At 63.8% G+C, this 25,786-nt stretch carries 24 protein-coding genes; 19 read left to right on the top strand and 5 right to left on the bottom strand.

Annotated elements, in window-relative coordinates:
* Positions 1–5 precede the first annotated feature (5 nt).
* The 11 genes from BLQ92_RS16285 to iscX all read left to right on the top strand — a co-directional run bounded on the left by BLQ92_RS16285 (position 6) and on the right by iscX (position 8,749).
* Positions 6–1,418, top strand: a complete 1,413-nt coding sequence (locus BLQ92_RS16285) for a lactate utilization protein B (protein ID WP_090685561.1) — start codon at positions 6–8, stop codon at positions 1,416–1,418.
* Between the two features lie 153 nt (positions 1,419–1,571).
* Entirely contained in the window at positions 1,572–1,814 is a 243-nt protein-coding gene (locus BLQ92_RS16280) for a hypothetical protein (protein ID WP_090685666.1), read from the top strand.
* A 96-nt stretch (positions 1,815–1,910) separates the two neighbouring features.
* Positions 1,911–2,408, top strand: coding sequence for a low molecular weight protein-tyrosine-phosphatase (locus BLQ92_RS16275; RefSeq protein ID WP_090685560.1), 498 nt, complete (start codon positions 1,911–1,913; stop codon positions 2,406–2,408).
* Positions 2,409–2,563: 155 nt separating this feature from the next.
* The gene (gene iscR / locus BLQ92_RS16270; RefSeq protein WP_090685559.1) at positions 2,564–3,094 is read left to right on the top strand and encodes a Fe-S cluster assembly transcriptional regulator IscR; all 531 of its coding nucleotides are present in this window, start codon (positions 2,564–2,566) and stop codon (positions 3,092–3,094) included.
* Positions 3,095–3,159: 65 nt separating this feature from the next.
* Positions 3,160–4,383, top strand: coding sequence for an IscS subfamily cysteine desulfurase (locus BLQ92_RS16265; protein ID WP_090685558.1), 1,224 nt, complete (start codon positions 3,160–3,162; stop codon positions 4,381–4,383).
* Positions 4,384–4,458: 75 nt separating this feature from the next.
* Positions 4,459–4,875: a Fe-S cluster assembly scaffold IscU gene (gene iscU, locus BLQ92_RS16260; protein ID WP_090685557.1), complete on the top strand. Its 417-nt coding sequence runs from the start codon at positions 4,459–4,461 to the stop codon at positions 4,873–4,875.
* Between the two features lie 135 nt (positions 4,876–5,010).
* Complete coding sequence (iscA, locus tag BLQ92_RS16255; RefSeq protein WP_090685556.1) at positions 5,011–5,334, top strand: iron-sulfur cluster assembly protein IscA; 324 nt, start codon at positions 5,011–5,013, stop codon at positions 5,332–5,334.
* 134 nt (positions 5,335–5,468) lie between these two features.
* A complete protein-coding gene (hscB, locus tag BLQ92_RS16250) occupies positions 5,469–5,996 on the top strand; it encodes a Fe-S protein assembly co-chaperone HscB (protein ID WP_090685555.1) in 528 nt (175 codons plus the stop codon).
* A 140-nt stretch (positions 5,997–6,136) separates the two neighbouring features.
* Positions 6,137–8,008, top strand: a complete 1,872-nt coding sequence (gene hscA, locus BLQ92_RS16245) for a Fe-S protein assembly chaperone HscA (protein WP_090685554.1) — start codon at positions 6,137–6,139, stop codon at positions 8,006–8,008.
* A 186-nt stretch (positions 8,009–8,194) separates the two neighbouring features.
* Positions 8,195–8,536, top strand: coding sequence for an ISC system 2Fe-2S type ferredoxin (gene fdx, locus BLQ92_RS16240; protein ID WP_090685553.1), 342 nt, complete (start codon positions 8,195–8,197; stop codon positions 8,534–8,536).
* Between the two features lie 15 nt (positions 8,537–8,551).
* Complete coding sequence (iscX, locus tag BLQ92_RS16235; RefSeq protein WP_090685552.1) at positions 8,552–8,749, top strand: Fe-S cluster assembly protein IscX; 198 nt, start codon at positions 8,552–8,554, stop codon at positions 8,747–8,749.
* A gap of 107 nt (positions 8,750–8,856) precedes the next feature.
* Here the strand turns inward: iscX and BLQ92_RS16230 are convergent, their stop codons facing one another.
* The 5 genes from BLQ92_RS16230 to BLQ92_RS16210 form a co-directional block, all read right to left on the bottom strand.
* Positions 8,857–9,579, bottom strand: a complete 723-nt coding sequence (locus BLQ92_RS16230) for an outer membrane lipoprotein (RefSeq protein WP_090685551.1) — start codon at positions 9,577–9,579, stop codon at positions 8,857–8,859.
* Between the two features lie 381 nt (positions 9,580–9,960).
* Positions 9,961–11,487 carry a lysine--tRNA ligase gene (gene lysS, locus BLQ92_RS16225; protein ID WP_090685550.1) on the bottom strand — a complete coding sequence of 509 codons (1,527 nt, stop codon included), beginning with the start codon at positions 11,485–11,487 and terminating at the stop codon, positions 9,961–9,963.
* Positions 11,488–11,609: 122 nt separating this feature from the next.
* Positions 11,610–12,714 (bottom strand): peptide chain release factor 2 gene (prfB, locus tag BLQ92_RS16220; protein WP_143016600.1). Its coding sequence is split into 2 segments (ribosomal slippage): positions 11,610–12,632 and positions 12,634–12,714, totalling 1,104 coding nucleotides; the frame shifts between segments, so codons are not numbered across the junction.
* Between the two features lie 170 nt (positions 12,715–12,884).
* Positions 12,885–14,591: a single-stranded-DNA-specific exonuclease RecJ gene (recJ, locus tag BLQ92_RS16215; RefSeq protein WP_090685549.1), complete on the bottom strand. Its 1,707-nt coding sequence runs from the start codon at positions 14,589–14,591 to the stop codon at positions 12,885–12,887.
* Between the two features lie 52 nt (positions 14,592–14,643).
* Positions 14,644–15,795: a regulator gene (locus tag BLQ92_RS16210; protein WP_090685548.1), complete on the bottom strand. Its 1,152-nt coding sequence runs from the start codon at positions 15,793–15,795 to the stop codon at positions 14,644–14,646.
* A gap of 171 nt (positions 15,796–15,966) precedes the next feature.
* Between BLQ92_RS16210 and BLQ92_RS16205 the strand changes: the two genes are divergently transcribed.
* From BLQ92_RS16205 to kdsA, 8 genes are all read left to right on the top strand, one after another.
* Entirely contained in the window at positions 15,967–16,266 is a 300-nt protein-coding gene (locus BLQ92_RS16205) for an addiction module antidote protein (protein ID WP_090685547.1), read from the top strand.
* A 280-nt stretch (positions 16,267–16,546) separates the two neighbouring features.
* The gene (locus BLQ92_RS16200) at positions 16,547–17,800 is read left to right on the top strand and encodes a lipoprotein-releasing ABC transporter permease subunit (RefSeq protein WP_090685546.1); all 1,254 of its coding nucleotides are present in this window, start codon (positions 16,547–16,549) and stop codon (positions 17,798–17,800) included.
* Positions 17,793–18,533: a lipoprotein-releasing ABC transporter ATP-binding protein LolD gene (gene lolD, locus BLQ92_RS16195; RefSeq protein WP_090685545.1), complete on the top strand. Its 741-nt coding sequence runs from the start codon at positions 17,793–17,795 to the stop codon at positions 18,531–18,533. Before BLQ92_RS16200 ends, lolD begins: the two co-directional genes overlap by 8 nt.
* A gap of 26 nt (positions 18,534–18,559) precedes the next feature.
* Positions 18,560–19,348 carry a TatD family hydrolase gene (locus tag BLQ92_RS16190; RefSeq protein WP_090685544.1) on the top strand — a complete coding sequence of 263 codons (789 nt, stop codon included), beginning with the start codon at positions 18,560–18,562 and terminating at the stop codon, positions 19,346–19,348.
* 39 nt (positions 19,349–19,387) lie between these two features.
* Entirely contained in the window at positions 19,388–22,117 is a 2,730-nt protein-coding gene (locus tag BLQ92_RS16185; protein ID WP_090685543.1) for a DNA internalization-related competence protein ComEC/Rec2, read from the top strand.
* 66 nt (positions 22,118–22,183) lie between these two features.
* A complete protein-coding gene (locus BLQ92_RS16180) occupies positions 22,184–22,987 on the top strand; it encodes an alpha/beta fold hydrolase (RefSeq protein ID WP_090685542.1) in 804 nt (267 codons plus the stop codon).
* 226 nt (positions 22,988–23,213) lie between these two features.
* Positions 23,214–24,875 (top strand): CTP synthase, encoded by a 1,662-nt coding sequence (locus BLQ92_RS16175; RefSeq protein ID WP_090685541.1) that lies wholly within the window; start codon positions 23,214–23,216, stop codon positions 24,873–24,875.
* Entirely contained in the window at positions 24,872–25,726 is an 855-nt protein-coding gene (kdsA, locus tag BLQ92_RS16170) for a 3-deoxy-8-phosphooctulonate synthase (RefSeq protein ID WP_090685540.1), read from the top strand. The genes BLQ92_RS16175 and kdsA overlap by 4 nt, the downstream gene beginning before the upstream one ends.
* The last annotated feature ends 60 nt before the right edge of the window (positions 25,727–25,786 follow it).

Below are 25,786 nucleotides of genomic sequence, written 5' to 3'. Positions count from 1 at the left end.
CCGCCATGCAAGTTCAAACGATGCAGTTCAAGGCGCGCGCGGGCCAGAAGCTCGCCGACCAGCGTCTGCAGCAGAACCTCACCAAGCTGTCGACCAAGTTTGTCTCGGCCCGCGCAGCCGCGATCACGGCGATCGATTTCGCCGCGACCCGCGCCGCGCTCAAGGAGCGTCGCAATCGCGCGCTGGAGAACCTCGATGTCTGGCTCGAGACCTTCGAGCGCGAGGCGACGCGGCGCGGCGTGACGGTGCTGTACGCGGAGACCACTCAGGAAGCGGCCCGGCTTGTCGCGGATATCGCGCGCCGGCATGACGTGAAGAAGGTGATCAAGACCAAGTCGATGGTCACCGAGGAAATGCGCCTGAACGAAGTGCTCGGGCAGATGGGCGTGCAGTCGATCGAAACCGATCTCGGCGAATACATCCTGCAGATCAACGACAACGAGCCGCCGAGCCACATCATCGCGCCGGTCGTCCACAAGGACAAGGACGAGATCGCCGACCTGTTTGCGAAGACGCACCACCGTCCGCGCCTCACCGAGATTACGGAGATGACCCGCGAGGCGCGCGAGGTGCTGCGCCCGCATTTCATGACGGCCGACATGGGCGTGACGGGCGGCAACTTCGTGGTGGCCCAGACCGGATCGGTTGCGCTCGTGACCAACGAGGGCAACGAGGGCATGTGCACGGTGATGCCGCGGGTGCACGTGGCGGTGACGGGCATCGAGAAGGTGCTGCCGACGCTCGAAGACCTCGCGACCGCGATGCGCCTGTTGCCGCGATCGGCGACCGGCCAGACGACCTCGAACTATTTCTCGGTGCTGACCGGTCCGCGCGGATCCGGCGATCAGGACGGCCCTGAGCATATGTATGTGGTGCTGGTCGATGGCGGGCGTACCGGGCTGATCGGCGGCGACTTCCAGGAGATGCTGCGCTGTATCCGCTGCGGCGCCTGCATGAACCACTGCCCGGTGTATCAGAAGGTCGGCGGCCATACCTATGGCTGGGTCTATCCGGGGCCGATGGGCTCGGTGCTGACGCCGAGCTATGTCGGGATCGACAACGCGCTCGATTTGCCGCAGGCCGCCACGCTGTGCGGCGAATGCAATAGCGTCTGTCCGGTCGGCATTCCCTTGTCGGACCTGCTGCGCAAGCTGCGCGAGAAGCAGGTCGAGCGGCGCTTGCGGCCATGGCGCGAACGGGCGGGCCTGGCGATGTGGGGCTTCCTTGCGCTACACCCGGATGCCTACGCGCTCTTCACCAGGCTGGCGGTGCGCATCCTCGAGCGAATGGGTGGGCGCCATCGCGCGATTGCCCGGCTGCCGCTCGCGGCCGGCTGGACCAATACGCGCGACATGCCGGCGCCGGTCGGGCGCACGTTCCGCGAGTTGTACGCGGCGCAGCGCAGTCATATAGGTTGAGCGTGCGATGGGTCTTTTCGAGACACTGTTCTCTCCCAAGCAACGCTGTATCTCGCTGGGGTGGGTTTTTCCCGATTGATTCGTTCTATACCATTTCGACTGGGCATAGTGGGTCACAAGCTCCGCGTGCCTCAATCGGAAGAGAACGACATCATGAAAAAGACAATATCGATGTATTGGCCGTTGGCCGTGTTTGTGCCGCTCGCAGCGGCCGCCTATCTGTATGTCAGTGGCGAGGCCGCGTCGTCGCGCGCCACCCAGGCTCCGCTTGGCGCGGATCAGCTCACGGCGGAACTGGCGCGAACCGTTTCGTATGGCCTGGTTGGCGACGATCGCGTGTTGCCGGGCAAGCCCATGCGTGCGGTTGCCTCGCTGCAACCGGCCGAAGCGTCCTGAAGGCGGGGCGCGTGCCCGGCGAGATTTTCCCTATCTTTGTATAATCCCGGCACCGCTGGCTAACCCTGTGCGGATGCCCAGCATCCAGAGCTTCTGATGAAAACCATCTCCATCTGTTTTGTCTGTCTAGGGAACATCTGCCGTTCCCCGACTGCAGAAGGGGTGATGCGGCATCAGGTAGGCGAGGCGAAGCTGGATGAGCGCATTACGGTCGATTCGGCCGGCACCGGCGACTGGCATATCGGCGCCGCGCCTGACGAGCGCGCGCAGCGTGCCGCCGGGCAGCGCGGCTACGACCTGTCCGGGCTGCGCTGCCGGCAGATCGATGCGATGGACTTCGAGCGCTTCGATCTGCTGATCGCGATGGACGACGCCAATGTCGCCGCGTTGCGCCGGATCTGCCCGCCGGCCCAGCGCGACAAGATCCGGCTGCTGATGGAGTTCGTGCCGGAGAACGACGGCCGTTGGGTGGGCGAGCGGGAAGTGACCGATCCCTATTTCGGCGGCGCCGCTGGTTTTGAGCAGGTGCTCGACCAGTGCGAGGCGGCTTGCCGGGGACTGATCGCCGCGTTGCACCCGCAACTGGTGCCTTAATGGTACAGAGCGGCAGCCTGCAAGGCCCGTCCGACGGGCTTCCAGGCCTGCCGATTAATTAAGCAAATGACCCAAATCGCGATAGGGATACTTGACTAATTTGCTCATGTATTTATACTTGAGCAAACTTGTCGAGAATTGCGATCCCCAACATCATGAGACTCACCACGAAAGGCCGTTTCGCCGTCACGGCGATGATTGACCTGGCACTGCGCCAGGAGCAGGGCCCGGTGACGCTTGCGGGTATCAGCCAGCGCCAACACATTTCCCTGTCCTACCTCGAGCAGTTGTTCGGCAAGCTGCGTCGCCATGAGATCGTCGAGTCCGTACGCGGGCCGGGCGGTGGCTACAATCTGGCCCGCCGCGCTGAAGACGTGACCGTCGCAGACATCATCATCGCTGTCGACGAGCCGCTCGACGCCACCCAATGCGGCGGCAAAGGCACCTGCGAAGGCACCAAGCAGCACGACGGCCACTGCATGACGCACGAACTGTGGTCTACCTTGAACCAGAAAATGGTCGAGTACCTGGATTCGGTGTCGCTTAAGGATCTGGTCGATCAGCAACGCTCGCGCGAAGGCGCGCCTGCCGTGCTGCGCGATCGCCGCAACGAGGCGCCGGCGGTCGAACCCGCCCGGGTCGCGCCGCGCGGACCGAATTCCGTTTTCAACATGGCCGGTTCATAGAGCGCCGCGAAGCCAGCGAACTCAGAACCCAGAAGCCAGAGCAATGATGTCCCCCGGAGCGATTCATGAATAACGACATTCCCCACCTGCCCATTTACATGGACTACAGCGCCACGACCCCGGTCGATCCGCGCGTGGTGGACAAGATGATTCCGTACCTGCGCGAGCAGTTCGGCAACCCCGCATCGCGCAGCCACTCGTATGGCTGGGACGCGGAACGTGCGGTCGAAGAAGCGCGCGAGAACGTCGCAGCGCTGGTGAATGCCGATCCGCGCGAAATCATCTGGACCTCGGGCGCTACGGAGTCGGACAACCTGGCCATCAAGGGTGCCGCGCACTTCTACAAGAGCAAGGGCAAGCACATCATCACGGTGAAGACCGAGCACAAGGCTGTGCTCGACACCTGCCGCGAGCTCGAGCGCGAAGGCTTCGAAGTTACGTATCTGGACGTCAAGGAAGACGGCCTGATCGACCTCGACGTGTTCAAGGCCGCGCTGCGCCCGGACACGATTCTGGTCTCGGTGATGTCGGTGAACAACGAGATCGGCGTGATCCAGGACATCGAGGCGATCGGCGAGATCACCCGTGAAAAGGGCATCATTTTCCACGTCGACGCTGCTCAGGCTACCGGCAAGATCGAGATCGACCTGCAAAAGCTGAAGGTCGACCTGATGTCGTTCTCGGCCCACAAGACGTATGGTCCGAAGGGTATCGGCGCGCTGTACGTGCGTCGCAAGCCGCGTATCCGTATCGAAGCGCAGATGCACGGCGGCGGTCACGAGCGCGGCATGCGTTCGGGCACGCTGGCCACGCACCAGATCGTCGGCATGGGTGAAGCGTTCCGTATCGCACGCGAAGAAATGGCCACGGAAAACGAGCGCATCCGCATGCTGCGCGACCGTTTGCTGCGCGGCCTGCAGGACATGGAAGAAACCTATGTGAACGGCGACATGGAAAAGCGTGTGCCGCACAACCTGAATATCAGCTTCAATTTCGTCGAAGGCGAATCGCTGATCATGGCAGTCAAGGATGTCGCCGTGTCGTCCGGTTCGGCTTGCACCTCGGCCTCGCTCGAGCCGTCGTACGTGCTGCGCGCCCTTGGCCGCAACGACGAACTGGCGCACAGCTCGATCCGCTTCACGGTGGGCCGCTTCACGACGGAGCAGGACGTCGATTACGTCATCAACCTGCTGAAGACCAAGATTTCGAAGCTGCGCGATCTGTCGCCGCTGTGGGAAATGTACAAGGACGGGATCGATATTTCGACGATCCAGTGGGCGGCGCACTAAGCAGTCTTACTGCGACACTACGCTGGGCGAAACATCGCACCGAATGCAGGTTGAAACGAATCAAGGAGTGTAATCATGGCTTATAGCGACAAGGTTCTGGACCATTACGAAAATCCGCGCAACGTCGGTTCCTTCGCCAAGGACGACGATGCAGTCGGTACCGGCATGGTCGGCGCGCCGGCTTGCGGCGACGTGATGAAGCTGCAGATCCGCGTGGGCGCGGACGGCATCATTGAAGACGCGAAGTTCAAGACCTATGGCTGCGGTTCGGCGATTGCTTCGAGCTCGCTCGTCACCGAATGGGTGAAGGGCAAGACGCTCGATCAGGCCATGGAAATCAAGAACACCCACATCGCCGAAGAACTGGCGCTGCCGCCGGTCAAGATCCACTGCTCGATCCTCGCGGAAGACGCGATCAAGGCAGCGGTGGCTGACTACAAGCAGCGTCACGGCGAAGCCGCGGAAGCGGGCGAAAAGCAGCAGGTTGCTTGAAGCGCAACTTAAGGCGCAAATCAAGCAGGGCAGCGGGCGACGCAGCACAAGCGCGTGGCCCGGCATGAGCGATATTGGATGCAGGCAGGGTGGCAGCGCGCATGAAACATGCGGCGCTGCCCAATGAGAAACGCTATGGCAATTACGTTGACCGAGAAGGCAGCAAAGCACGTCCAGAAATTTCTGGTCCGACGCGGCAAGGGTGTCGGGCTGCGGCTTGGCGTGCGCACGACCGGATGCTCGGGTTTGGCCTACAAGCTCGAATACGTGGACGAACTCGCGCCTGAAGATCAGGTATTCGAGTGCAACGGCGTCAAGATCATTGTCGACCCGAAGAGCCTCGCCTATATCGACGGCACGGAACTCGACTTCGCACGTGAAGGGCTGAACGAAGGCTTCAAGTTCAACAACCCGAACGTGAAGGACGAGTGCGGCTGCGGCGAATCGTTCCGCGTCTGAGTAGGTTGAGTCCGCGTGAAGCGGAAAAAAGGCGGCGCGGGCCGCCTTTTTAATTTGTCGTACCTTATGTCGTACTTTGCGCTGCTTCTGAAATTGCAAACCGGACGCGCTTTTTGAACGGACCACATGATTCGATGGCCTCGCTGAACGACAGCCACTTCGACCTCTTCGATCTGCCTGCGCAATACGCGCTCGACGCCAGTGCGCTCGATCATGCGTATCGCACGGTGCAGTCGCAGGTCCACCCCGACCGTTTCGCGGCCGCGGGCGACGCGCAAAAGCGCATTGCCATGCAATGGGCGACGCGCACGAACGAGGCCTATCAGACGCTACGCGATCCGTTAAAGCGCGCGACTTATCTGTTGTCGCTGCGCGGCATCGATGTCGGCGCGGAGAACAACACGGCGATGGAGCCGGCGTTCCTGATGCAGCAGATGGAATGGCGCGAAGGTATCGAAGACGCTGCAGCGGCGAAGAATCTCGATGCGCTCGATGCCTTGCTCGCCGAACTGCGCGACGAGGAGCGGGTGCGCTTTACCAAGCTCGGCGCGCTGCTCGATAGCGGCGCGAACCAGGCGGCAGGCGAGGCGGTGCGTCAGTTGATGTTTATCGAGCGCGTGGCGGCGGAAATCGGCACGCAGATCGAACGGCTCGATAACTGAAGCGAGCGAACCTGACCCGAACCTAACCCGGGCTTAACCCGCGAACGCAACCCGGACGCCACGACCGCAAGCCGTAGCATTCAACCCAGCAACGCGAATCATTCAGGACGGGGCCGAACGATCCCCGAAGAAGATCTCAGATGGCTTTACTGCAAATCTCCGAACCCGGCATGGCGCCCGCGCCGCATCAGCGGCGTCTCGCGGTCGGTATCGATCTCGGCACTACCAATTCCCTCGTTGCTGCCGTCCGTAGCGGCGTGCCCGACGTGCTGCCCGACGAGGACGGCCATGTGCTGCTGCCGTCGGTGGTCCGCTATCTGGAGAAGGGCGGCCGCCGGATTGGCCGTACCGCCAAAGCCGAAGCGGCGAGCGATCCGCGCAATACGATCGTCTCGGTCAAGCGCTTCATGGGCCGCGGCAAAAGCGAAGTCGAAGGCGCCGAAAACGCCCCCTACGATTTCGTCGACGCGCCGGGCATGGTGCAGATCCGCACGGTCGACGGTGTGAAGAGCCCGGTCGAAGTGTCGGCGGAAATTCTCGCCACCTTGCGCCAGCGCGCGGAAGACACACTCGGCGACGATCTGGTCGGCGCCGTGATCACCGTGCCGGCGTATTTCGACGAAGCCCAGCGCCAGGCCACCAAGGACGCGGCGCGTCTGGCTGGCCTGAACGTGCTGCGCCTGCTTAACGAACCGACTGCGGCGGCGATCGCCTATGGCCTCGACAACGGCTCCGAAGGCCTCTACGCGGTGTATGACCTCGGCGGCGGCACCTTCGATCTGTCGATCCTCAAGCTCACCAAGGGCGTCTTCGAAGTGCTCGCCGCGGGTGGCGACTCCGCGCTCGGCGGCGACGATTTCGATCACGCACTTTACCGTCATGTGCTCGAGCAAGCCGGCATTGCGCCGCAAACGCTCGCCGCGGAAGACGTGCGGATGCTGCTCGACAGCGTGCGAGTGACCAAGGAGGCGCTTTCGGACGCGCCCTTGGCAAGCTTGCAGGCGACGCTCTCCAACGGCACCAGGATCGATCTGACGATCGACGAGGGCACTTTCGAAGCGATCACGCAGGCACTGGTGCAACGCACGCTTGGGCCGACCAGGAAAGCGCTGCGCGACGCCAAGGTGACCACCAAGGAAATCAAGGGCGTGGTGCTGGTGGGCGGCGCGACCCGCATGCCGGTGATCCGCCGCGCGGTCGAAACGTTCTTCGGCCAGCCGCCGCTCACCAATCTCAACCCGGACCAGGTGGTCGCGCTCGGCGCGGCGATCCAGGCCGACCTGCTGGCCGGCAACCGCAGCGCTGACGGCGACGACTGGCTGCTGCTCGACGTCATTCCTCTGTCGCTTGGCGTTGAGACGATGGGAGGCCTGACCGAGAAGATCATCCCGCGCAATTCGACCATTCCGGTCGCCCGCGCGCAGGACTTCACGACCTTCAAGGACGGCCAGACGGCGATGGCGATTCACGTCGTGCAGGGCGAACGCGAACTGGTGGCGGATTGCCGCTCGCTCGCGCGCTTCGAGTTGCGCGGCATCCCGCCGATGGCAGCCGGTGCGGCGCGCATTCGGGTGACCTATCAGGTCGACGCGGACGGCCTGTTGTCGGTGTTCGCCCGCGAGCAGCTTTCGGGCGTTGAAGCGTCGGTGGTGGTGAAGCCGTCGTATGGACTCGCCGACGACGACATCGCCAGGATGCTCGAAGACAGCTTCAATACCGCCGAAGTCGACATGCGCGCCCGTGCGCTGCGCGAGGCGCAGGTCGAAGCGCAACGCCTGATCGAAGCAACGGATGCGGCGCTCGCGGCCGATGCCGAATTGCTCGACGAAGCCGAGCGCGCTGAACTCGACGGTTTGCTGGATGCCTTGCGCAAGGTGGCGCAAAGCGACGACGTCGACGCGATCGAAGCGGCGACCAGGACGGTTGCCGAAGGCACCGACGAGTTTGCCGCCCGTCGCATGAACAAGGGCATTCGCCGCGCGCTGGCTGGCCGCAAGCTCGACGATATCTGAGCAGGCGGCCGCGAGCCGGCGCCGATGGTCTCTCGATCGAGCCGGGCGCGCTGGGTCACAGCGCCCACTCGGCCTGTCTTGCCTTTCAACGAATCACGTGACGCGTGTCAAAAACGCACGCGTCACCAGTAAAATGGTACGGAGCCAGTTCGCCGGCGGCCGTGCCCCAGACCAAACGGAAATCGTATGCCTCAAATCGTTGTGCTGCCCCATATCGAACTGTGCCCAGAAGGCGCGGTGATCGATGCTGTGCCGGGCAAGAGCATCTGCGACAATCTGCTGGAACACGGCATTGAAATCGAGCATGCTTGCGAGAAATCGTGTGCGTGCACGACCTGCCACGTGATCGTGCGCGAAGGTTTCAATACGCTCACGCCGTCTGAAGAAGACGAGGACGATCTGCTCGACAAGGCGTGGGGTCTGGAACCCGAGTCGCGTCTGTCGTGCCAGGCGATGGTGCCGGCGGATCAGGATCTGGTTGTTGAAATCCCGCGTTACTCGATCAACCACGCGAAGGAAAATCACTAACAGGAGCGCGCAGCCATGAAGTGGACCGACACGCAAGACATCGCGATGGCCCTCACCGACAAGCACCCGGAAGTGGACCCGCAGCAGATCCGCTTCACCGATCTGCACCGTTGGGTGACGGAGCTGGAAGGCTTCGACGACGATCCGAACCGTTCGAACGAGAAGATTCTCGAAGCGATCCAGACGGCATGGATCGAGGATGCGGATTATTGAGCCGGGCCGGGTTTGAGCGGCTCATTTGAGTGGCTCTGAAAGCAAAAAGGCGATTCCAGTGGAATCGCCTTTTTGCTTTTTGCTTGGTGCTTCGCTTGACCTGGGAATTAACCCGCGACGAGCGTACCGTTCTCGACGTGCACGCGTTCGCCTTGCTGGAACGGCGGCGCTTCGTGATACGTGAAGTAACGGTTCTTGCCGCTTTCCATGCGCACGTGGACCGAGTAGGCGGTCGTGCTGCGCAGATGCTTTTCGACCGAATTACCGGCGAAGCCGCCACCGACTGCGCCCAGCACCGTCATGGCGGCCCGGCCTGTGCCGGCGCCGAACTGATTGCCGACCAGACCGCCGGCCACTGCGCCGCCGACTGCACCGATACCCGTGCCATGACCTTCCTGACGGACTTCCGAGATCGCCACTACAGTGCCGCAGCTAGCGCAATAGGCGGGCTGGGGCGCCGGTTGCTGCGCGTACTGGGCTGATTGAGCCGGTGGCTGCTGGGCGTACTGCGGCTGCGAAGGCGAGGGCACCGGCGCTGTCGGGGCGGGCTGTGCCTGCGCTTGTGCCTGGGCGGGTGCCTGAGGCGCCTGCGGCTGCTGTTGCTGCGCGTAGGTGTTCGGATTGGCCGGGGCCGAGGAATCGACCACCGCCGGTTGCGAGGCGACTTGCGCGGCCTGGGTTTGATCCGTTTGCGCGCCGCTGCTCGACGCCTTCGGGAACAGGCCCGTGACGGCTGCTGTAGCCGCGAGGCTGGCGATGATAACTGCGCCTGCCGCGGTTGCGACAAGCGGGTGAAGCCGGCGTGTTTGCGTGTTGTCTGAATTGTTCATATTGACCTCCGTCTGGAGCAGAGTCGAATTGTTTTTTTCAAGACAGAGTGTCTGACAGTTGGATTGGCGCCGGGTTTCAATTTGTAACCATTTCTGTAGCGTTCACTGAGATGCGGGTGGCCGGAAGGTGCAGAGGATGCTCTCGCGCCTGATTTCGTGGGGCTGGCGCGGTGTCTGAAGCCAGCACCGGACATCCGACCCCGTGAACCTTTTACCGATAGTTACAAACTGTCAGCTAGCGCGACCCATGCGAATGCGGGGCTTATGTGGACCTTTTGCGGGTCTTGGTTGGCCGCCAGAATGAAAAACGCCCGGCGGTAAGCCGGGCGTGGTGTCCTGCTGGCGAACGGAGCTACGGATCAGCGTGATCCGTGCGTACGCTCAGTCTTCGCGACGCAGATGCGGGAACAGGATCACGTCGCGGATGCTGGGGCTGTCCGTGAGCAGCATGACCAGACGGTCGATGCCGATGCCGCAACCGCCGGCCGGCGGCATGCCGTACTCGAGTGCGCGGATATAGTCGGCGTCGTAGAACATCGCTTCTTCGTCGCCCGCGTCCTTCTGGTCCACTTGCTTCTTGAAGCGTGCTGCCTGATCTTCCGGATCGTTCAGCTCCGAGAAGCCGTTGGCGATTTCACGGCCTGTGATGAACAGCTCGAAACGCTCGGTGATGCCTGCCACTGTGTCCGATGCGCGTGCGAGCGGCGACACTTCGACCGGGTAGTCGATGATGTAGGTCGGCTCCCACAGTTGCGATTCAGCCGTCTCTTCGAAGAGCGCCAGTTGCAGCGCGCCCACGCCCGCATTGAGGAACTGCGGCTGCGAGGCGTCGACGCCGAACTTCTTCAGTTCGGGGCGCAGAAACGCAGCGTCGGCCAGTTGTTCGTTCGTGTACTGCGGCGCGTACTTCTGGATCGCCTGCGTGATCGTCAGACGATGGAAGGGCTTCGCCAGATCCAGTTCGCGGCCCTGGTAGCTGATGGTCGCCGTGCCGAGCGCGTCGATTGCGGCCTGACGGATCAACTGTTCGGTGAAGTCCATCACCCACTGATAATCGGTGTACGCCGCGTAGAACTCGATCATCGTGAATTCCGGATTGTGGCGCACCGAGACGCCCTCGTTACGGAAATTCCGGTTGATCTCGAACACGCGCTCGAAGCCGCCCACCACCAGGCGCTTCAGATACAGCTCAGGCGCGATGCGCAGGAACATCTGCATATCGAGCGCGTTGTGGTGCGTGACGAAGGGCTTGGCCGCCGCGCCGCCCGGGATCGGGTGCAGCATCGGCGTTTCGACTTCCATGAAATCGGCTTCGGCCATGAACTTGCGGATCGACGACATTGCCTTGGCGCGCGCCACGAAGGTCTTGCGCGTTTCCGGCGTGACGATCAGGTCGACATAGCGCTGGCGGTACTTCATTTCCTGGTCGGCGAGGCCGTGAAACTTGTCCGGCAGCGGACGCAGCGACTTCGACAGCAGACGCAACTCGGTACAACGCACCGACAGTTCACCCTTGTTGGTACGGAACAGCACGCCACGCGCAGCGACGATGTCGCCCATGTCCCACTTCTTGAACGCGTCGTAGGTTTCCTGACCGACGTCGGCCGGCGTGATGAAGAACTGGATCTGACCCGAACCGTCGCGCACGGTCGCAAAGCTCGCCTTGCCCATCACGCGCTTCAGCATCATCCGGCCGGCCACCGCGACTTCGAGCGGATTCGCTTCGAGCGCTTCCTTGTCGGCTTCGGCGTATTGCGTCTGCAGGTCTTCCGCGTGGTGCGTGGGGCGGAAGTCGTTCGGATAGGCAACGCCCTGTTCACGCAGCTCGCGCAGCTTTTCGCGGCGCTCGGCGATGATCTTGTTTTCGTCCCCCTCGGGCGCAGCGTTCGTCTGGATCGGTTCGGTCATGATGGGTCGGTATTCGGGGTGGCCTGCGTGCGGCAGGCGCTTGAAAGATACGGCGCGGCAAACCTTGCCGCGCCGGTCGCGCTAAGTGCGTCTCTAAGTTGCGTCTATTGCTTGCAGCGCTTTTAGATGCCCTGTTTCAGGCTGGCGCTGATGAACGGATCGAGGTCGCCATCGAGCACGCTCTTGGTATTGCTGATTTCGACGTTGGTACGCAGATCCTTGATACGGCTGTTGTCCAGCACGTACGAACGGATCTGGTGACCCCAGCCCACATCGGTCTTGCCGGCTTCGAGCTTGTCCTGCTCGGCCTGACGTTTGCGGATTTCCGCTTCGTACAGGCGCGATTTCAACATGGCCATCGCTTCGGCGCGGTTGCGGTGCTGCGAACGGTCGTTCTGGCACTGCACGACGATGCCCGAGGGCATGTGCGTAATCCGCACCGCGGAGTCGGTCTTGTTGATGTGCTGACCGCCCGCGCCGGATGCGCGATACGTGTCGATGCGCAGATCGGCCGGGTTGATGTCCACTTCGATCGAGTCGTCGATCTCTGGGTACACGAACACCGACGAGAACGACGTATGACGGCCACCCGACGAATCGAACGGCGACTTGCGCACGAGGCGGTGCACGCCGGTTTCGGTGCGCAGGAAGCCGTAGGCGTATTCGCCTTCGATCTTGATGGTGGCGTTCTTGATGCCCGCGACGTCGCCGTCGCTCTGTTCCAGGATTTCGGTCTTGAAGCCCTTGCGCTCGCAGTAGCGCAGGTACTGACGCAGCAGCATCGAGGCCCAGTCGCACGCTTCGGTGCCGCCGGCGCCTGCCTGGATGTCGAGGAACGCGTTGTTCGGGTCGGCCGGATTCGAGAACATCCGGCGGAATTCCATGTCGGCCACGCGGCTTTCCAGACCGGCTGCGTCGCTTTCGCAGGCGAGGAGGGTGTCCTCGTCATTTTCTTCGCGCGCCATCTCGAACAGGTCCTGCGCATCGCGCAGGTCGTTGTCGAGCGAGGTGAGCTTGCCGACGACGTCGTCAAGCAGTTTCTTTTCCCGGCCAAGGGCCTGGGCGTGCTTCGAGTCGTTCCAGACGTTCGGGTCTTCGAGTTCCCGGTTGACTTCGATTAGACGCAGTGCTTTGTCGTCGTAGTCAAAGATACCCCCGTAGCTCGCCCGCGCGACGGCGCAGGTCGGCCAGAGAGGCTTCGATCGCGTTGAGACGTTCCGCTTCCATGTCGATCTTTTATAGCTTCGTAAAAAGGGGAAATTATAGCCGATCGAGGCTGCCCGCCGGAGGCTAATGCGCGTTTGTGGCGGGTGTTTGGGGCGGTTTTGTGGGGATTTTGAGCGGTTTTTGCGGCTTCGGCGCGGCCCGGGGCGAGGCTCAGGCGAAGCCGCGGCCGCTCAACTCAGCGCATGCTCGACGATCAACTGCACGCGTGAGACGCCATTCCAGGTGTCGCTCGCGAGACGGTAGGCAATCGTCGTGCGGGCGGGCAGCGAATCCGTGTGGTTGAACCAGATCGCGTTAAAACGTTGCCGGCCGCGCAGCAGTTGCAGCTTCAGGTGCTTGTCCTTCACCAGCGCCTGCGACGCCACCTCGAATTCGCCCGAAAATACCGGCGCCGGAAAGCCCTGACCCCAGACCGCGGCGTCGAGCATCTCGACGAATTGGGGCGTGAAATAGGCTTCTTCCAGATCGCCGTCGGTTTCGACCACACGGGCGAGCGCGTCTTCGGAGAGCCACTCGCGGCCCACTGCTTCAAAGGCCGCGGTGAAACGCGGCACATCGGCGGCGGCGAGCGTCATGCCCGCCGCCATGGCGTGGCCGCCGAACTTGACGATCAGGCCGGGTTCGCGTTTCGAGATCAGATCGAGCGCATCGCGCAGATGAAAGCCCGCAATCGAGCGGCCCGAGCCTTTGACGAGCACGCCGCTCTCGTCGGCTGGCGCGAAGGTGAAGGCGGGCCGATGGAATTTCTCCTTGAGCCGTCCCGCGACAATGCCGATCACGCCCTGATGCCAGCTCGGATTGAACAGCGTGATCGTGGCCGAGCCGGCCGGATCGACCGTCGACAGGTCTTCGAGCGCCTGTTGCTGCATGCCGGCTTCGATCTCGCGCCGCTCGCGGTTGATCGAGTCGAGCTGCTGCGCGAGTTCCCAGGCGCGGCCGATGTCGTCGGTGGTCAAGCATTCGATTCCGAGCGACATATCCGAGAGCCGTCCCGCCGCGTTCAGCCGTGGGCCGAGCGCAAAGCCGAGATCGAAGCCGGAGGCGCTGCGCGCATCGCGGGCCGCGGCGCGAAAGAGGGCAGCGATGCCCGGCTGCATCTTGCCTTTGCGAATCCGCTGCAAACCTTGCGCGACCAGTACGCGATTGTTGCCGTCGAGCTTGACGACGTCGGCCACCGTGCCGAGTGCGACCAGATCGAGCAGGCCATCCAGACGCGGCTCAGGCCGAGCGTCGTCGAATGCGCCACGCCGGCGCAGTTCGGCGCGCAGTGCGAGCAGCACGTAGAACATCACACCGACGCCGGCGATGCATTTGCTCGGGAAGCCGCAGCCCGGCTGGTTCGGGTTGACGATCGCACGCGCGGCGGGGAGGTCGTCGCCCGGCAAGTGGTGGTCGGTGACGAGCACGTCGATGCCGAGCGCGTTGGCCGCTTCCACACCGTCGACGCTGGCGATGCCGTTATCGACAGTAATCAGCAGATCCGGCTTGCCGGACGGATTGCGCGCCGCCAGCGCGACGATTTCCGGCGTCAGGCCGTAGCCATATTCGAAGCGGTTCGGCACCAGGTACTCGATCTGCGCGCCGAACATCCGCAGGCCGCGCACCGCTACGGCACAGGCGGTGGCGCCGTCGCAGTCGTAGTCGGCCACCACCAGCATGCGGCGTTTGCCTTCAATCGAATCGGCCAGCAACGCGGCCGCGTCTTCGCAACCCTTCAACTGGGCGGGCGGCACCAGACGCGCGAGGCCGGTTTCGATTTCATCCGGCTGGCACACGCCGCGCGCCGCGTACAGACGGGCTAGCACCGGATGCAGGCCATGACGGGTCAACACTTCGGCGTCGACGGGGGAACAGGCGCGCGTAACGATTCGAGTCATGCGGAAAGGCCGGAAAACAAGCGGTGGAACGGTCGCTGGGTCATGGGATGGATCATTCGATAAAGAGCGAAGCGAGCACGCGGCGGCGCCAGAACTTGCGCAGGTCGCCGCGCGTAATGGCGAGCGTCACCGAGCCGGTGTCGCCGCACAGCGTGAGGCCCAGCTCGCTGATCTGACCTGACTGCAGGGCGGCGAGGGCTGGGGCGAACCAGTCGGTTTCGAGCGCGGCGAACGCCTCGTTCCAACGGCCCCAGTCCTGCTCGATGTAGGGTGCGGAAAACGGGTCAAGCTCGACGAGTGTCGTTGCTGTGGTTCCCTTGACGTCGTTCGCGCCGTTGCCGCCCGTGGCACTGCTTGCACCATTGGCTCCCAGCCCATTCGACGCCAGCGCCGCAAACGAAGCCGGCGGCGCGCCGATCTCGACGCCGGCGGTGAGCGCGAGGCCGCGCGTGGCCGCTGCATCCGATAGCACGCGGCTGAACGGACTGCTGACCGGTTGCGCGGCGCCTTGCGCATGAAACCAGATGGAATTGACCGCGGGCAGCCCGCGCGCTTCGCGCGCCTCGTTGACCGGATGCTCGAACCACGCCATCTGCACTTCGTTCTGCAGCTTCATCCAGGCCCGCGAGCGCTGGCCGGTGTGGGCCTCGTGCGGCAGCCAGATCTCAATGTTGCGGCCGCTGGCGCGCAGCGGCGAAGCGCCCGCCAGCGTGCCGAAGGCGTCGCTCGCCAGGTACCAGCGCGACGGCTGGGGTGCTTCGATACGCACGCCGAGTTCTTCGATCAAGGGCCGGGCGACTTCGAGCAGGGTGGCGGCTTCGACGTCGGTCAGCGCGAGTGAGGCCGGGTCGATCAGCACCAGGTGGTCGTGCGCGATGCGCACGTGCACCGGTTGCACGCAGGCCCAGGTGGAGGTGCCGGGCTCGCCGCCGTCGGCGCGCAACATGTAGGGCGCGAGCGGCGCCTCGTCGGCCGCTCCGGCGCCGCTGGCGACCGTGCCGAACTGGCGGGCCACCCAGCGCTCATGCGGCAGCGTGCGCTGGAAATCCTCGCCGACTACCCGCTCGACCAGCGTCGCCCGGGCGACCAGCTTGTCGAGGGCCGGACTTTGGATGTTGTGCAGTGCGGTGGAGGCGTCGGCTGCGGCAGGCAGCGCGAAGGGCAGAAGAAGGTGAAGACGGTTGGCGTGCATGATGCTCGGCATTGTATGGCAAACGATGCGGGTCTTTCGATTCCGGGCGCCAACGGCATTCTCTTCGACTCACATGGTTCGTATGTGAATGCGCACAGTGGCGTGGGGATGTCCATAGCCGATCGTTGAGTGTGAACCATGGCTGACGGTATGATGCTCAACAATCTCGATATTGAGTGACAGATGGAAAAGATCAAAACACGGTCGTGGGACTCGGCCGAACACCTGAAGACCGAGGCTGACAGGGCCGAATATTTCGAAGCCTGCCTGCTGGAGGGCGGCGATGACCCGGCCTATCTCGCGCATGCGCTCGGCGTGATTGCGCGTTCGCGCGGCATGGCGCAGCTCGCCCGCGACACCGGCATCTCGCGCGAGGGGCTTTACAAGGCGCTCTCCGAAGACGGCAACCCCAGCTTCGCGACGATCATCAAGGTGATCCGGGCACTCGGTCTCGAACTGCACGCCACCCCGGCACACGCGTAAGTGCTGGCAACACGTTGCGGAGGTTCCCCGCGTTATATGGCAAACTTCGCGCTTGACCGATGGTAGACGAGCAGCGGCGCCGGTTCCGCGACTGGAAGCGGTGCCAGCCCGGCAGCGCCAGCAGTTTGCGCGCCACCCCGGAACCATCCGCTCCGATCCGACACCAACGGTCACGACCCTCTGACTGCATGAGGCGCGCAATTCCCGCCGTCATGCGCTGCACAAACGGTCGAACTACGAGGCCGCAGCACGAGGTTGAAGAACGCAGAAAAGGATTCGCTTGAAATTTCCCTACGAATGGCAGATTGGCTGGCGCTACACCCGCGCCGGCAAACGCACGACCGGTAACGGCTTTATTTCGTTCATCGCGCTCGTCTCGATGTCGGGCATCGCGCTTGGCGTCGCGGCGCTGATCGTGGTGCTGTCGGTGATGAACGGCTTCCAGAAAGAGGTGCGCGACCGCATGTTGTCGGTGCTGGCGCACGTCGAGATCTTTTCGCCAACCGGCTCGATGCCGAACTGGCAACTGACCGCCCAGGAAGCCCGGCAGAACAAGGAAGTGATCGGCGCGGCACCGTACGTCGACGCCCAGGCGCTCCTGACGCGCCAGGACGCGGTGAGCGGCGTGGCACTGCGTGGCGTCGACCCGGCGCTCGAGCCGCAGGTGTCCGATATCTATAAGGAAATGAAGGGCGGCCAGCTGTCCGATCTGAAGCCGGGCGATTTCGGCATCGTGCTCGGTGCGGATCTCGCGGCCAACCTCGGCGTGATGGTCGGCGACAAGATCACCCTGGTGGCGCCTGAAGGCACGATCACGCCGGCCGGGATGCTGCCGCGACTCAAGCAGTTCACGGTGGTCGGCCTCTTCGAGTCGGGGCACTACGAATACGACAGCACGCTCGCACTGATCAACATTCAGGACGCGCAGGTGCTGTTCCGGGTACCTGCGCCTACCGGCGTGCGGCTACGGTTGAAAGACATGCAACGTGCGCCGGAGGTGGCGCACCAACTGGCGCGCACGCTCTCGGGCGACCTCTATATCCGTGACTGGACCCAGCAGAACAAGACGTGGTTCTCAGCCGTGCAGATCGAAAAGCGCATGATGTTCATCATCCTGACGCTGATCATTGCGGTGGCGGCGTTTAACCTGGTGTCGTCGCTGGTGATGACGGTGACCAACAAGCAGGCGGATATCGCGATTCTGCGCACGCTTGGTGCGCAGCCCGTTTCGATCATGAAAATCTTCGTGGTGCAGGGCGTGACGATCGGCTTTATCGGCACGGCCACCGGTGTGGCGCTCGGCTGTCTGATTGCCTGGAGCATTCCATGGCTCGTGCCGATGATCGAGCATGTGCTCGGCGTGCAGTTCCTGCCGCCGTCGGTGTATTTCATCAGCGAGTTGCCGTCCGAACTGGTGCCCGGCGACGTGGCCAAGATCGGCTTGATCGCATTCGTTCTGGCGTCGCTGGCGACGCTGTATCCGAGCTGGCGTGGTGCCAAGGTCCGTCCGGCGGAGGCGCTGCGCTATGAATGATCGTTCTGTTGCCCAATCCATGACTCCAGACAGCGCCTTGCACCCGTACGTCCTCGAAGCGAAAGGCATCTCGAAGTCGTTCGTGCAGGGCGGCCTGAACGTGCAGGTGCTCAACAACACGCAACTCTCGGTGCGGCGTGGCGAGAAGCTGGCGATCGTCGGTGCGTCGGGCTCGGGTAAGAGCACGCTGCTGCACGTGCTGGGTGGCCTCGACGATCCGAGTGCCGGCGAAGTATCGGTGCTCGGCAAGCCGTTCACGAAACTCTCGGAGCGCGAGCGCAACGACCTGCGCAATCGCGCGCTTGGTTTCGTCTATCAGTTCCACCATCTGCTGGCGGAATTCACCGCGCTCGACAACGTCGCAATGCCGCTGCGGATTCGCCGCATGTCGACCGAGGACGCGCGCCGCACTGCGCTGCAGACGCTGGAGCGAGTGGGCCTTGCGCACCGCGCGAAGCACCGTCCGGGCGAGCTGTCGGGTGGCGAGCGCCAGCGTGTCGCGATTGCGCGTGCGCTTGTCACGAACCCGGCCTGCGTGCTCGCCGACGAGCCCACCGGCAACCTCGACGGCGGCACCGCCGACACGGTGTTCAACCTGATGCTCGAACTCTCGCAGACTTTCGACACCAGCTTCGTCATCGTCACGCACGATCCGGATCTGGCGGCGCGCTGCGACCGTACCATGCGCCTGCGTGACGGCGTGCTGTACGAAGAGCCGACGGTTCCGGTCTAAGCATCGCTTACCGCCGGGGCGCCAGCATGTGGATCGATACGCACTGCCATCTCGACGCGGCGGAATTCGACGCGGATCGCGAGGCAGTCGCGGCGGCTGCCGGCGCGGCGGGGGTGGGGCGTATCGTGATTCCGGGCGTGGCGCGCGAGAACTTCGCGACGGTGCGTGAGCTTGCGCATCGCGTGAAGGGCGGGGCGTACGCGCTCGGGATTCATCCGCTTTTCACGCCGGGCGCGCAGGACGCCGATCTGGAGGCACTGCGCATGGAGATCGAAGCGAGTCTCGACGATCCGCTCTTTGTCGGACTGGGCGAAATCGGCCTCGACTATTTCGTGGCGGGCCTCGACGACGCGCGCCAGCAGTTCTTCTATAACGAACAGTTGAAGCTCGCGCATGAGTTCGACCTGCCGGTGATTTGCCACGTGCGCAAATCGCAGGATCAGGTGCTCAAAGGTTTGCGCAAGCATGGCGTGCATCGTGGCATCGCCCACGCCTTCAACGGCAGTTTCCAGCAGGCTCAGGCGTTTCTCGATCAGGGCATGCATCTCGGCTTTGGCGGCAACCTGACGTTCGAGCGCGCCTTGCAGATCCGGCGTCTCGCGGCGCAGTTGCCACTCGATGCACTCGTCGTCGAGACCGATGCGCCGGATATTCCCCCCTCATGGCTTTACCGCCAACGCAACACGCCCGATCAAATCCCCGCCATCGGCTCGGGGCTCGCGCAACTGCGCGGCATCGGCGTAGATGAGCTTTCCATAGGCACAACGGCTAACGCTCACGCCGCGCTGCCGCGGCTCGCGCTTTCGTCTGCATAATCGGCTTCAGTGGTTGGCGGCGAGCAGGGCGGAGGGTGTATGCGAGCGGTGTGGTGTGGTTTTGCGTTAGGCGTGATCGTCTTGCAGCAGCAAGCAGGGTTGCCTATGCGGCTTGAATGGCTGGCGCTGTTGCTGGGGTTGGTTGCCGCGCTTGGCTGGGCTACCTGGAGTTTCGGGGGCTTGCGGGGCTTATGGCGTTTGCGCGGGAAGCGAGACCGCCGTATGCGCAGTTCCCGGTTTGCGGCCGGGCTCGACGCGCGTGTGGCTAGCGGCTGGTGCGCGGTGTGGCTGGCCGCTGCGTGTGCGGGCTTCGGCTATGCGGCGTGGCGGGCCGAACTGCGTCTGGCCGTGAGCCTGCCGACCGCGTGGGAGGGACGCGACCTCGAAGTCGAGGGCGCCATTCGAGGCTTGCCGGCGCGCGACGAAAAGGGCGCACGTTTCCTGTTCGACGTCGCATCTGTCGCTGCGCCGATCGCCCGTTTTCCCCGCACGATCCAACTGTCATGGATCGATCAGAAGGGGCCACCGCCGCCGTTGCTGGAGCCAGGCGCGCGCTGGCGTCTCACCGTGCGGCTCAAGCGTCCGCACAGTAACGCCAACTACGGCGTGCGCGATGCGCAAGCTGCCATGCTGGCACGCAATGTCCGGGGGACCGGCTATGTCAGTACGCCCGCCACTGCTCGGCGTCTCGAAGGTTATGCGAGCGGTTTGGGCGTTAGTGTGGATCGTTGGCGCGCAGCGTTGCGTGCGCGTATCGATGCCGTGCTGGCCGATGCGCCGCATCGCGGGATCGTGGTGGCGCTCGCGGTCGGCGCGCAGGACGAGGTCAGCGCCGCCGACTGGACGCTCATGCGTTCGACCGGTACGAGCCACCTGGTCGCGATTTCCGGTTTGCACATCGGTTTCGTCGCTGGCCTCGCGGCATGGCTGGCCGGTGCGCTGTGGCGGCGCTCTTGTTATATCGGCCGTGACTGGCCGCTGCGGATTCCCGCGCAACGGGTTGCTGTCATTGCGGGAGCGTTGTTTGCCGCGCTGCACGCGGCGCTCGCCGGCTTCAACGTGCCGGCGCAGCGGGCGCTGTGGATGGCCGGCGTGGTGGCGCTTGCGTTCGTCAGCGGACGCAGCGTGGCGCCCTCGTGGGTGCTAGCCTGGGCGCTCGGCCTCGTGCTGTTGCTCGATCCTTGGGCGCCGGTTTCGGCCGGGTTCTGGCTGTCGTTTTGCGCAGTGGCGGCGATCCTGTTTGCGGTGTCGGGCAGGCCGCGTGTGCGCGATGAGGCGGATCTGGATCCGGACACGGCGCCAGCCGCGCCGCTCGGCGGCTCGCCTGTCAGGCGCCTGGCCGAACGCATGCTTGCCGCATTGCTTGCTCGTCGCCGGGCTTTGGTCGAGCGGATGCGCAGTGCGGCGCATGTCCAGTTTGCCGTGACGGTCGCGCTGGCGCCGCTGACCGTCTACTGGTTCTCGCAGATTCCCTTGATCGGCCCAGTCGCCAATGCGTTCGCGATACCCTGGGTGAGTCTCTTCGTGACACCAGCGGTATTGGCCGGTGTTGCCTTGCCCGCTCCGTTCGATGCGTTTGCTTTCCGCGCGGCCCACTCGTTGCTCGAACTGCTTGCGGCGGGCCTGCAGATTCTATCCGGTCCCGCCTGGGCGCTTTGGCGTTTGCCGCAACCGGGTGGCTGGACGCTTGCCGCCGCGGCGCTCGGCGTCGTCTGGTGTCTCGCGCCGCGCGGCTGGCCGCTGCGCTGGGCGGCGCCATTGACCTGGCTGCCGCTCCTGCTGCCGCCTCCGCCCGGGCCGCCGCCGGGCTCGTTCAGACTGACCGCACTCGATATTGGCCAGGGCTCGTCGATCCTGATCGAAACCACCCATCACGCCTTGCTGTTCGACGCGGGCCCCGGGCCGGAGTCGACTCACGCCGGCGAGCGGGTGGTAGTGCCGTATCTGCAGGCCAACGGCGTCTACACGCTCGACACGATGGTGATCAGCCATGCCGATTCCGATCACTCGGGCGGTGCGCCTGCGGTCCTGCAAGGCGTCGAGGTGCGCCAGTTGCTGGCCGGGCTGGTGCCGTCGAACGCGCTGTGGGAGCAAGCCCGGGCCGTCGGCGCCGATACGGTACGGTGTGCCGCGGGCCAGCATTGGCAATGGGATGGTGTCGATTTCCGCATGCTCTGGCCCGATCCCGGGCCGTTGCAAGGCAATCCCAATGCGCATTGCTGCGTGCTGCGGGTCAGTATCGCGGGCGTCGGGCAGCCTGCCGACAGCGCAGCGGGCAACCCACCGGAGAACCCTGGCGGTAGCCCAGCCGGCAACCCAGCCGGCAACCCAGCCGCGCCTCGTCTTGCCGCGCTGCTAGCCGCTGACATCGAGGCACCGGTCGAGCGCATCCTGCTGGCGCGGGATCGCTCCGTGCTGCCTGCGCAGATCCTTGTCGTGCCGCATCACGGCAGCAAGACCTCGTCGACCGAGCCGTTCCTCGACTCTATCGAGCCGCTTATCTCGGTATTTCAGGTAGGCTATCGCAACCGTTTTCATCATCCGAATCCGGGGGTGTTCGAGCGCTATCAGGCGCGGCATATCGAGCTTGCGCGCAGCGACGAGGACGGCGCGGTGCAAATCCTTGCGCAGGGCACCCTGGCGCAGGGCACCCCAGCGGACGGCAACCTCGCGCAGGTCACTGACGCGCCGCCCGCCGCCGCACCGCCTGCGACGCTCACGCTCGAACGCTATCGCACGGCGCATCACCGGTACTGGATGGATCAGTGAAGGCCGCGCGAGCCGCACCCGGCCGGGCGCCTCGCGCAACAGAATCAGGAACGGAGACAGCAGCACTTGAAAAACATCATTCACTTTTCGCACGCGAATGGCTTCCCCGCGTCGATCTACCGGACCATCTTCGCCGAGCTCGCAGACGACTACGACGTGCGTTTCATCGAGCGGATCGGCCACGACACGCGCTTTCCGGTGACGCAGGACTGGCCGCATCTGGTGGAACAACTGATCGACGACATCAGCCGTTCCTATGAGCAGCCCGTCTGGCTCGTCGGCCATTCGCTCGGCGGCTATCTGTCGCTGATGGCCGCGCTCAAGAAACCGCAATGGGTGAGGGGCGTGGTAATGCTCGACTCGCCGGTGGTGGCGGGCTGGCGCAGCAGCATCTTGCGGGTGTCGCAATGGACCGGTCTCGACGAACGTATCTCGCCCGCCGCCGCCACCCGCACACGCCGTACCCAATGGGCGAACCGCGAGGAGGCGTGGCGCCACTTCCATTCGAAGCCGGCCTTCGCGCGCTGGGACGAACGGATGCTGTCGGACTATATCGACTTCGGCATTCCGCAGACCTCGCCCGACGGCACGCGCACACTGGCATTCGACCGGCGCACTGAATACAAGATCTATAAGACCTTGCCGCACACGCTCGGCTCGCGCCTTGCGCGCGGCGCGCCGGTGCCGGTGGGCTTCATCGCGGGGACCCATTCGAAGGAAGTCCGCCAGGCCGGGCTGGATGCAACCCGCCGGGCGACTGGCGGCCACCTCGAATGGATCGAGGGCAGTCATCTGTATCCAATGGAAAAACCGCTGGAAACCGCGCGGGCGGTGCAGCGCATGTTGCGCGAACTGGAGCGGCGCACCTGATGTGACGCGGCGCGGACCGATGCCCGCCGCGCCATCCCGACTGCCGGTCCGCTTAACAATTGAAACTGCACAGACGGCGGCGCAGACGCTACCATGCGCGAAGGGATTCATGCGGTAGTCACAGGCGGCACGTAAAACGGTGCGGGATCGGCGCAGACGTCGCGCATTTCGCTGGGTTGAGACCCTGCTTTACGGTATAATCCGTTTTTCCCGCGAGCATCCAGCGATGACCAAATATGTTTTCGTCACCGGCGGCGTAGTATCTTCCCTCGGCAAGGGTATTGCCGCCGCTTCCCTCGCCGCGATCCTCGAATCGCGCGGTCTGAAAGTCACCCTCCTCAAGCTCGATCCCTACATCAATGTCGACCCCGGCACGATGAGCCCGTTTCAACACGGCGAAGTGTTCGTGACGGAAGATGGAGCGGAGACTGACCTCGACCTCGGCCACTATGAGCGCTTCATCAGCACGAAGATGCGCAAGGCCAACAACTTCACCACGGGCCAGATTTACGAATCGGTGATCCGCAAGGAACGCCGCGGCGACTATCTGGGCAAGACGGTGCAGGTGATCCCGCACATCACGAACGAAATCCAGGCTTTCGTCGAACGCGGCGCCGCGTCTGCGACGTGCGGCGAGCCGGATGTCGCCATCGTCGAAGTCGGCGGTACGGTGGGCGATATCGAATCGCTGCCGTTCCTCGAAGCCGCTCGTCAGATGAGCCTGCGCCTCGGCCGCAACAGCGCGTGCTTCGTGCACCTGACGCTGGTGCCTTGGGTCGCCACGGCCGGTGAACTGAAGACCAAGCCCACCCAGCACAGCGTGCAGAAGCTGCGCGAAATCGGTATCTCGCCGCACGTGCTGCTGTGCCGTGCCGACCGCCGCATCCCGGACGACGAACGCGCGAAGATCTCGATGTTCTCGAACGTGCCGGAAGATGCGGTGATCTCGGTGTGGGACGCGGACAGCATCTACAAGATTCCGCAAATGCTGCACGACCAGGGCATGGACGCGATCGTCTGCGAAGAGCTCAAGCTCACGCCGAAGCCCGCCGACCTGTCCATGTGGTCGGAGATGGTGCAGAAGCTCGAACACCCGAAGCACGAAGTCACGATCGGCATGGTCGGCAAGTACGTCGATCTGACGGAGTCGTACAAGTCGCTGATCGAAGCGCTGCGCCATGCGTCGATTCACACGTCGACCAAGGTCAACATCGAATACATCGATTCGGAAGAGATCGAAACGCAAGGCGTCGAAAGCCTCAAGCATCTGGACGCCGTGCTCGTGCCGGGCGGCTTCGGCCGGCGCGGTACCGAAGGCAAGATCGCCGCGATCCGTTACGCGCGTGAAGCCAAGGTGCCGTACCTCGGCATTTGCCTCGGCATGCAGCTCGCCGTGATCGAGTTCGCGCGCGATGTGGTCGGCCTGAAGGATGCGAACAGCACCGAGTTCGACCAGAACACGCCGAATCGCGTGGTCGCGCTGATCACCGAGTGGTACGACCGTGACGGCCGCGTCGAAAAGCGCACTGAAGAGTCGGACCTCGGCGGCACGATGCGTCTCGGTTCGCAGCGTTGCCCGATCAAGCCCGGCACGATGGCCGAAGAGATCTATGGCAAGGACGTGAACGAACGTCATCGCCACCGTTATGAAGTCAATAACCGCTTCGTGCCCCAGCTCGAAGCCGGCGGCCTTATCATCAGCGCCCGTACCCCGAGTGAAGATCTGCCGGAAATGATGGAATTGCCGCGCGAGATGCACCCGTGGTTCGTTGGCGTGCAGTTCCACCCGGAATTCACGTCCACGCCGCGCGATGGGCATCCGCTGTTCAAATCGTTCGTCGAAGCGGCGCTGGCGCACCAGCAGTCGTTCGTCGAGGAGAAAGCATGAAACTGGGCGATTTCGAAATCGGGCTGGACAAGCCGTTTTTCCTGATCGCGGGCACCTGTGTCGTCGAATCCGAACAGATGACGATCGACACGGCCGGCCGGCTCAAGGAAATCTGCGCGAAGCTGAACATCCCGTTCATCTACAAATCGTCGTACGACAAGGCTAACCGCAGCAGCGGCACGTCCTTCCGCGGTCTGGGCATGGACGAAGGCCTGCGCATCCTGTCGGAAGTGAAGCGCCAGCTCGGTCTGCCGGTGCTGACCGACGTGCATGCGGAACACGAGATCGAGCAGGTCGCTTCGGTGGTCGACGTGCTGCAGACGCCGGCGTTCCTGTGCCGTCAGACGGACTTCATCCACGCTTGCGCGCGTTCGGGCAAACCGGTCAATATCAAGAAGGGCCAGTTTCTCGCGCCGCACGACATGAAGAACGTGATCGACAAGGCGCGTGCGGCCGCGCGTGAAGCGGGTCTGTCGGAAGACCGCTTCATGGCCTGCGAGCGTGGCGTGTCGTTCGGTTATAACAACCTCGTCTCGGACATGCGCTCGCTTGCGATCATGCGTGAAACCGGCGCGCCGGTTGTGTTCGACGCGACTCACTCGGTGCAATTGCCGGGCGGGCAGGGCACCAGTTCGGGCGGCCAGCGCGAATTCGTGCCGGTGCTCGCACGTGCCGCTGTCGCGACGGGTGTGGCGGGGCTCTTCATGGAAACCCATCCGAAGCCTTCGGAAGCGAAGTCGGACGGCCCGAACGCCGTGCCGCTGCATCGCATGGCGGATCTGCTCGAGACCTTGGTAACACTCGATCAGGCCGTGAAGCGCACGCCGTTCCTCGAAAGCGATTTCAACTGATGCTGGTCTGCGCGCTGTGTCGACTCCCGAGCCGATGCGGCGCGTCCGAATCCGTTTTGA

It is taken from the genome of Paraburkholderia phenazinium (assembly GCF_900100735.1).
Taxonomy (GTDB): Bacteria; Pseudomonadota; Gammaproteobacteria; order Burkholderiales; family Burkholderiaceae; genus Paraburkholderia; species Paraburkholderia phenazinia.
Note: the sequence above shows the minus strand (reverse complement) of the source record. Positions and strands in the feature narration are given on the sequence as shown.

Bases quoted from the DNA above. Each gene is read 5' to 3' on its own strand.
- BLQ92_RS16265 (WP_090685558.1), top strand. From the start codon at position 3,160: ATGAATAACGACATTCCCCACCTGCCCATTTACATGGACTACAGCGCC.
- recJ (WP_090685549.1), bottom strand. From the start codon at position 14,591: ATGACTCGAATCGTTACGCGCGCCTGTTCCCCCGTCGACGCCGAAGTG.
- BLQ92_RS16185 (WP_090685543.1), top strand. From the start codon at position 19,388: ATGCGAGCGGTGTGGTGTGGTTTTGCGTTAGGCGTGATCGTCTTGCAG.
- iscR (WP_090685559.1), top strand. From the start codon at position 2,564: ATGAGACTCACCACGAAAGGCCGTTTCGCCGTCACGGCGATGATTGAC.
- BLQ92_RS16285 (WP_090685561.1), top strand. From the start codon at position 6: ATGCAAGTTCAAACGATGCAGTTCAAGGCGCGCGCGGGCCAGAAGCTC.
- BLQ92_RS16230 (WP_090685551.1), bottom strand. From the start codon at position 9,579: ATGAACAATTCAGACAACACGCAAACACGCCGGCTTCACCCGCTTGTC.
- BLQ92_RS16205 (WP_090685547.1), top strand. From the start codon at position 15,967: ATGGAAAAGATCAAAACACGGTCGTGGGACTCGGCCGAACACCTGAAG.
- BLQ92_RS16280 (WP_090685666.1), top strand. From the start codon at position 1,572: ATGAAAAAGACAATATCGATGTATTGGCCGTTGGCCGTGTTTGTGCCG.
- BLQ92_RS16210 (WP_090685548.1), bottom strand. From the start codon at position 15,795: ATGCCGAGCATCATGCACGCCAACCGTCTTCACCTTCTTCTGCCCTTC.
- iscU (WP_090685557.1), top strand. From the start codon at position 4,459: ATGGCTTATAGCGACAAGGTTCTGGACCATTACGAAAATCCGCGCAAC.
- fdx (WP_090685553.1), top strand. From the start codon at position 8,195: ATGCCTCAAATCGTTGTGCTGCCCCATATCGAACTGTGCCCAGAAGGC.
- iscA (WP_090685556.1), top strand. From the start codon at position 5,011: ATGGCAATTACGTTGACCGAGAAGGCAGCAAAGCACGTCCAGAAATTT.
- hscB (WP_090685555.1), top strand. From the start codon at position 5,469: ATGGCCTCGCTGAACGACAGCCACTTCGACCTCTTCGATCTGCCTGCG.
- hscA (WP_090685554.1), top strand. From the start codon at position 6,137: ATGGCTTTACTGCAAATCTCCGAACCCGGCATGGCGCCCGCGCCGCAT.
- lysS (WP_090685550.1), bottom strand. From the start codon at position 11,487: ATGACCGAACCGATCCAGACGAACGCTGCGCCCGAGGGGGACGAAAAC.
- BLQ92_RS16190 (WP_090685544.1), top strand. From the start codon at position 18,560: ATGTGGATCGATACGCACTGCCATCTCGACGCGGCGGAATTCGACGCG.
- BLQ92_RS16275 (WP_090685560.1), top strand. From the start codon at position 1,911: ATGAAAACCATCTCCATCTGTTTTGTCTGTCTAGGGAACATCTGCCGT.
- lolD (WP_090685545.1), top strand. From the start codon at position 17,793: ATGAATGATCGTTCTGTTGCCCAATCCATGACTCCAGACAGCGCCTTG.
- iscX (WP_090685552.1), top strand. From the start codon at position 8,552: ATGAAGTGGACCGACACGCAAGACATCGCGATGGCCCTCACCGACAAG.
- kdsA (WP_090685540.1), top strand. From the start codon at position 24,872: ATGAAACTGGGCGATTTCGAAATCGGGCTGGACAAGCCGTTTTTCCTG.
- BLQ92_RS16175 (WP_090685541.1), top strand. From the start codon at position 23,214: ATGACCAAATATGTTTTCGTCACCGGCGGCGTAGTATCTTCCCTCGGC.